The organism is Microcoleus sp. K4-B3 (assembly GCF_036704615.1).
Lineage (GTDB): Bacteria > Cyanobacteriota > Cyanobacteriia > Cyanobacteriales > Microcoleaceae > Microcoleus.
In genome coordinates this window covers 1-4,679 of sequence record NZ_JAUBSF010000177.1, presented here as the reverse complement: position 1 = coordinate 4,679, position 4,679 = coordinate 1, and the positions used below count along the sequence as shown (strand labels likewise).

Annotated in this window: 8 protein-coding genes and 1 pseudogene; 5 read left to right on the top strand and 4 right to left on the bottom strand. The window is 41.0% G+C overall.

Going from position 1 to position 4,679, the window contains the following annotated elements:
- Nucleotides 1-71 precede the first annotated feature (71 nt).
- Nucleotides 72-971, bottom strand: coding sequence for a phospholipase D family protein (locus QUA78_RS31900; RefSeq protein WP_333306937.1), 900 nt, complete (start codon nt 969-971; stop codon nt 72-74).
- A 339-nt stretch (nt 972-1,310) separates the two neighbouring features.
- Here QUA78_RS31900 and QUA78_RS31895 point away from each other — a divergent pair, with 339 nt between their 5' ends.
- Complete coding sequence (locus QUA78_RS31895) at nt 1,311-1,502, top strand: hypothetical protein (protein WP_333306939.1); 192 nt, start codon at nt 1,311-1,313, stop codon at nt 1,500-1,502.
- Between the two features lie 118 nt (nt 1,503-1,620).
- Here the strand turns inward: QUA78_RS31895 and QUA78_RS31890 are convergent, their stop codons facing one another.
- Both QUA78_RS31890 and QUA78_RS31885 read right to left on the bottom strand, forming a co-directional pair.
- Nucleotides 1,621-1,893 carry a hypothetical protein gene (locus tag QUA78_RS31890; RefSeq protein WP_333306941.1) on the bottom strand — a complete coding sequence of 91 codons (273 nt, stop codon included), beginning with the start codon at nt 1,891-1,893 and terminating at the stop codon, nt 1,621-1,623.
- A 74-nt stretch (nt 1,894-1,967) separates the two neighbouring features.
- Nucleotides 1,968-2,411 (bottom strand): hypothetical protein, encoded by a 444-nt coding sequence (locus QUA78_RS31885; RefSeq protein ID WP_333306943.1) that lies wholly within the window; start codon nt 2,409-2,411, stop codon nt 1,968-1,970.
- A gap of 144 nt (nt 2,412-2,555) precedes the next feature.
- On the opposite strand from QUA78_RS31885, the gene QUA78_RS31880 reads away from it, so the two are divergent.
- Together QUA78_RS31880 and QUA78_RS31875 are read left to right on the top strand one after the other, a co-directional pair.
- Nucleotides 2,556-2,768: a helix-turn-helix domain-containing protein gene (locus QUA78_RS31880; protein WP_006631112.1), complete on the top strand. Its 213-nt coding sequence runs from the start codon at nt 2,556-2,558 to the stop codon at nt 2,766-2,768.
- A 57-nt stretch (nt 2,769-2,825) separates the two neighbouring features.
- Nucleotides 2,826-3,039: pseudogene (locus QUA78_RS31875) on the top strand (helix-turn-helix domain-containing protein).
- Between the two features lie 35 nt (nt 3,040-3,074).
- Here the strand turns inward: QUA78_RS31875 and QUA78_RS31870 are convergent.
- On the bottom strand, nt 3,075-3,443 hold the full coding sequence (locus QUA78_RS31870; RefSeq protein WP_333127582.1) for a hypothetical protein: 369 nt from the start codon (nt 3,441-3,443) through the stop codon (nt 3,075-3,077).
- 42 nt (nt 3,444-3,485) lie between these two features.
- Here QUA78_RS31870 and QUA78_RS31865 point away from each other — a divergent pair, with 42 nt between their 5' ends.
- Both QUA78_RS31865 and QUA78_RS31860 read left to right on the top strand, forming a co-directional pair.
- Nucleotides 3,486-3,800 carry a DUF2442 domain-containing protein gene (locus QUA78_RS31865; RefSeq protein WP_333306945.1) on the top strand — a complete coding sequence of 105 codons (315 nt, stop codon included), beginning with the start codon at nt 3,486-3,488 and terminating at the stop codon, nt 3,798-3,800.
- A 40-nt stretch (nt 3,801-3,840) separates the two neighbouring features.
- Complete coding sequence (locus QUA78_RS31860; protein WP_333399234.1) at nt 3,841-4,419, top strand: Uma2 family endonuclease; 579 nt, start codon at nt 3,841-3,843, stop codon at nt 4,417-4,419.
- Nucleotides 4,420-4,679: the final 260 nt, after the last annotated feature.

Here is a 4,679-nt window from a genome sequence, read left to right as displayed (position 1 = left end):
TGGTTATCAAATGGGGACGGAAACTTAAAAACAAAGGAAATGCTATTATCACAATTTAAATGCGAAACAGCTTATCTTACAAAACATCCTTCTGTCTTTTCTTGATAGGAACAGTGAGACATGATTTCAACAATCCTGAATGTATTGTTTTCTGTTGAAAATAAGGTTGAAAATAAGAGGCATAAAGAACCTTGAGGAACATCATTTTTCTCTTCATCTATAGTTTGATTCGAGTGAAAACAATGTATATCCTCACTATGATTAGTGAGATTAGTTGCCTGGGCAAGAAGAACACTATCAGTCAAGACACCTAGTTCAATGAATTTACCATCTCGTGGTGTGCTGGTTATCAGTGCTTGATCTTTACGAGGGTGTTTTTCATCATATTTTATTTCATACTCCCTAATTATTTCTTGATCCCACTGAAGTGAGTTACTATATTTATTTGACAAACGATAAATTAATTCTTTTGTTAAATTTAAGTGGTGGATACTAATACATAATTCTCCCTCACATTTAAGACCGAACCCAGTTAGATTAGATGACCCTATGATAGAAAAACCTATTTCTTTATTGTCTATAACACGATTGTCTATAACACGACGGCCTAAAAAACAATAGGCTTTGATATGAAAGTTATTTTTGGGACATATAAAACGAACAGGCTTAGTTGTAATCTTTGTTGATTCTTCGTCGATAAATTTCAATAACTTTTGAATATCACTAGGGTCATTAAAATTATCTTTTTGTCCGAGCGCAATCACAACTTCCGTATTTTCATTTAAAGAAGGGTGTACAAGAATCTTTTTTACTTGTTCCACCCCATCATCTTTAACAAAAGCAGAAAATAGATAAATTTTATCCCAAGAGTATTTTTTTGAATCTAATAAAAACTTGATTTCCTTGTCTAAGTTGTCCTTTTCGGATTCGGATTTTTCGGGATTGTCGTATAAGAACCAAAAAGACATCATAAATAGCTCCAACTAATTGAAATAAAAGTTTTTAGGTAAGATGTAAACCACAATTTGATTATCTTCCCTAAAACTGCGCGATCGCACCTAATAAAGTTGACTAAAAACATAATCAGCCAACTCAATCAAAGCCTACTTCGACTCCGACGGCGGGAACCCCACCAAACGCATAACCGCAGACTGAGCGGACTTAGCCTGTAATTCCCGCGATCGCCCACTGCTGGTTGGATGCCTGAAAAATCACTCATAACTCTCTACAACATCATAGTGTTTTGCAGCCACGCCCAAACCTTGTAGCGCTAGATCCCGCGTGGTTAGTGATGCTTGATTTTCCCAGATGTGGGCGAAGAAAGGAACAGCGCGATCGGGATTGTTTTCTGCAAAATCGAAGAATGCTTGGATTTGTTCTCCTACATTCCGATAGCGCGATCGGGTAAATCGCCTCCGCCTGGGATGTTTGAAAGGTTACTCATGGGGTTAACTGCGATCGAGGGGAAGCGCATGGAAAAAATTTTATCTCTCAAAGTCTAGCTTGCTCTGCTAAAAAAAGCAACTTGTATCTGTAGCCACATAAACAGGACTTACGCAGGCACGCTACATATTAGCCACTTTTGAATAAAAGAATAGATTTAAAATTTTTCTTGCTAGTCTATCCTTGATTCTCTCCCAGTTTTCTGATTAAAAATCTGACTTCTTCGAGCAGGGTATTAAATCGTTGGTCATTTTCTAATTTGTACTGTTGAAAATCCTCATCCCGCCGCCGCATTTCTTCATCCCGTCGCCGCGTTTCTTCATCGCGCCGCGAGTCTCTTTCTAAAAGAGCATTGACAGCACCTACAAGCATATCGACATTCCGAGTCGTTTGCTCTACAGTAGAAGCCAAATCATCCACCATTTCATCGTTCCAGCGTTCGGTTGTCATTGTTCTTATTCCTTTACCTTTTTTCAATCAATATTTTACGACTATTGGCTGCTATTTCTAGTCGATCACTCTTCTTAGAAATGTTCTAGCAGGGATTTCTCTTGTGCGTAAACCTTTCGCAGCGACTCCAGGGCGATCGCACTTAACATCAATTTAATCACCCCCACCAATTCCCCCCACTCCAACAATTCAGAAACACAAACAGCTTTCTGAAATCTCGCCGCATAGAAATCCACCCAAAAATCCGGCGCGTGTCTCTCTTTCTGACTCGCTATCCGGCGCTTCCAATAACCAAAATCTAAACCAGAGGGCGATTCCACTCCCAAAACAGGCGGAAAGTCGGCATAACTGACAAACCGACTCATGCCTTTGGCGTGCACGTACAGGATATGCGCCCAGCACTCGAAGCGATATATTTGTTCTACCTTGATTTTCAGCAGCCGCGCGATCGCCTCTTTCGTCACAAACCGGCTCAATCTGTGTCTGGGGGTTGATTTTCGCGAAAATTTTGTTAACATGATGTTAAGCAAATCCTTTGTAAAGAGTACAAACTTTTGTAAAGGGATTGAATTTGGATAGGCGATCGCTTTTTAGTTTTCCAGACCTGGGGGCGATCGCTTTTTACGATATTTTTATTAAAAACTAAATCTAGTTTTTTGTCAATGGGTTTAATTAGATTGCGGGTTAAAGAATTTGCGGCTGAGAAAGGCTGGACGATCAAAGAGGTTTCTGAGCGATCGGGAGTGATTTACAGCACACTCACCACCTATTCACGTTCTCCGGGAATGGCAATGGTTGATTTTACTTGTCTGCTGAAGTTGGCACGTACTTTTGACGTGATGGTGGAAGATTTAGTTGAGGTCGTCAAAGAGTAGTCGATCGCTTTTTACAGTACAATCGCATGACTTATATCAATCACATCTCAAGAGCTTATGGGCTTAATTAGATTGCGGGTTCGAGAGTTTGCTGCTGAGAAGGGCTGGACGTTGAAAGAAGTTTCAGAGCGATCGGGAGTAGTCTACAGCACGCTCAGAACCTATGCCCGATCGCCCGGATTAGCAACAGTTGACGTGACAGCCTTGCACAAGGAAAGCGAGGACTTTTGATTTGTCGATCGAAGATTTGTATGAGATTGTGCAGGAATAGTCGATCGCTTTTACGAACTAATTATCCAGTCAATATTATTCGACAGTTGCTAGCATCTGATTGACAGACTCACCCCGTTGTAGCGCTTCCCAATCCGATGTAACAGGTTGGTAAGAACAGTAACACACCACAATTCGCTCCTCAGTATCGGAAGCAAAAAACTGCTGAACGCGAGTAACTACCCAATCTCCATCTTTCCCGTGGGTGACTCCATTACCGGGGTCAGATAGATTTTCATAATCGCGGGTTTTGTCCCCTACTTGAGGAATTTCTGGGTTTTCTTCCCAAGTCCAATTTTCCCAAAGTATATTAGTGAGACCGCCCCTCGGCATAAGCTGACGTTTTTCCCAGCCGGGAGCACTCATGCTTTCGGTTTTGTAGACAATCCAGATTTTTTTTGCCATTTTTCCTCCCTTTCCTTTAATCTTGCCATATATCCTGAAACAATGACTTCTTTAATGGTTGAGTTGCTAGAAATCCCCCAAGCACAAAACGTAGTTGTTACAGACGACGCGCTAACAGTCGATCTATCCGATGGTCGTACTATTTCTGTTCCTTTAGCTTGGTATCCTCGGCTATTGCATAGCCCACCAAACGAACGCAATAATTGGCGATTTATTGGTGGAAATGATGGAATCTACTGGCCTGATATTGACGAAGACATTAGCATCAAAAATATTATTCTCGGTAAACCGTCTGGAGAAAGTCAGAAGTCTTTTCAGCGGTGGTTAGAAGAACGTAAAAAATCCGATAGAACATGAGTATATCACCTAAAATAAGTTAATTCAGCAAAAAGTCATAGTGAGATATAAGCAAGGAGCGATCGCGATGACATTAACTACAGCAAAATGGACAATAGATCACTACCATAAAATGATCGAAGCCGGCATTTTAAACGATCGCAAAGTTGAATTACTAAATGGAGTAATAGTCGAAATGGTACCCGAAGGAACGGCGCATACTTATTTTAGCGATCGATTTGCCAACCGATTGCGAGTCGCATTATCTACGAGAGCCCAAATTCGCGAAGCCAGACCGATTACTCTGCCAAATAACTCAGAACCAGAACCCGATATTGCCGTCGTTCAACCTCTCAACGATATCTACCTGGAACATCACCCATATCCAGAAAACATTTTTTGGCTGATTGAATATGCTGATTCCAGTTTGACTAAAGACTTAGAGGAAAAAAGCAAGATTTATGCAGCAGCCGGAATTCAAGAATATTGGGTTGTTAACCTGCGCGATCGACAATTAATTGTGTTTCGCTTCCCGGAAGGCGATTTTTACCAGCAGCGAAATACTTTCCGAACTGGCACCATTGAACCCCTTGCTTTTCCCGATCTTACCATCCATATTTCTCAACTAATGAACAGGTAAATTATTGCCACCATACATCCCACATTCCGCACCCCCAACTGGCACACTACGAATTTTGGTTATTCGATCGCTTGAAACTGCCGATCGTTGCCACGAGCCAGCGGTACCTTTGTATAAAAAAAAACTTAATTTTCGCTCCAACTCCCGAAAAAACCGATTGTGACAGTCTCGGTGCGGAATGTGGGATAAGCTGTTGTGCATTTAAAACGCATATTGTATTATACAATATAACCATATTTATGAAAAGTCAATGCCTAGTA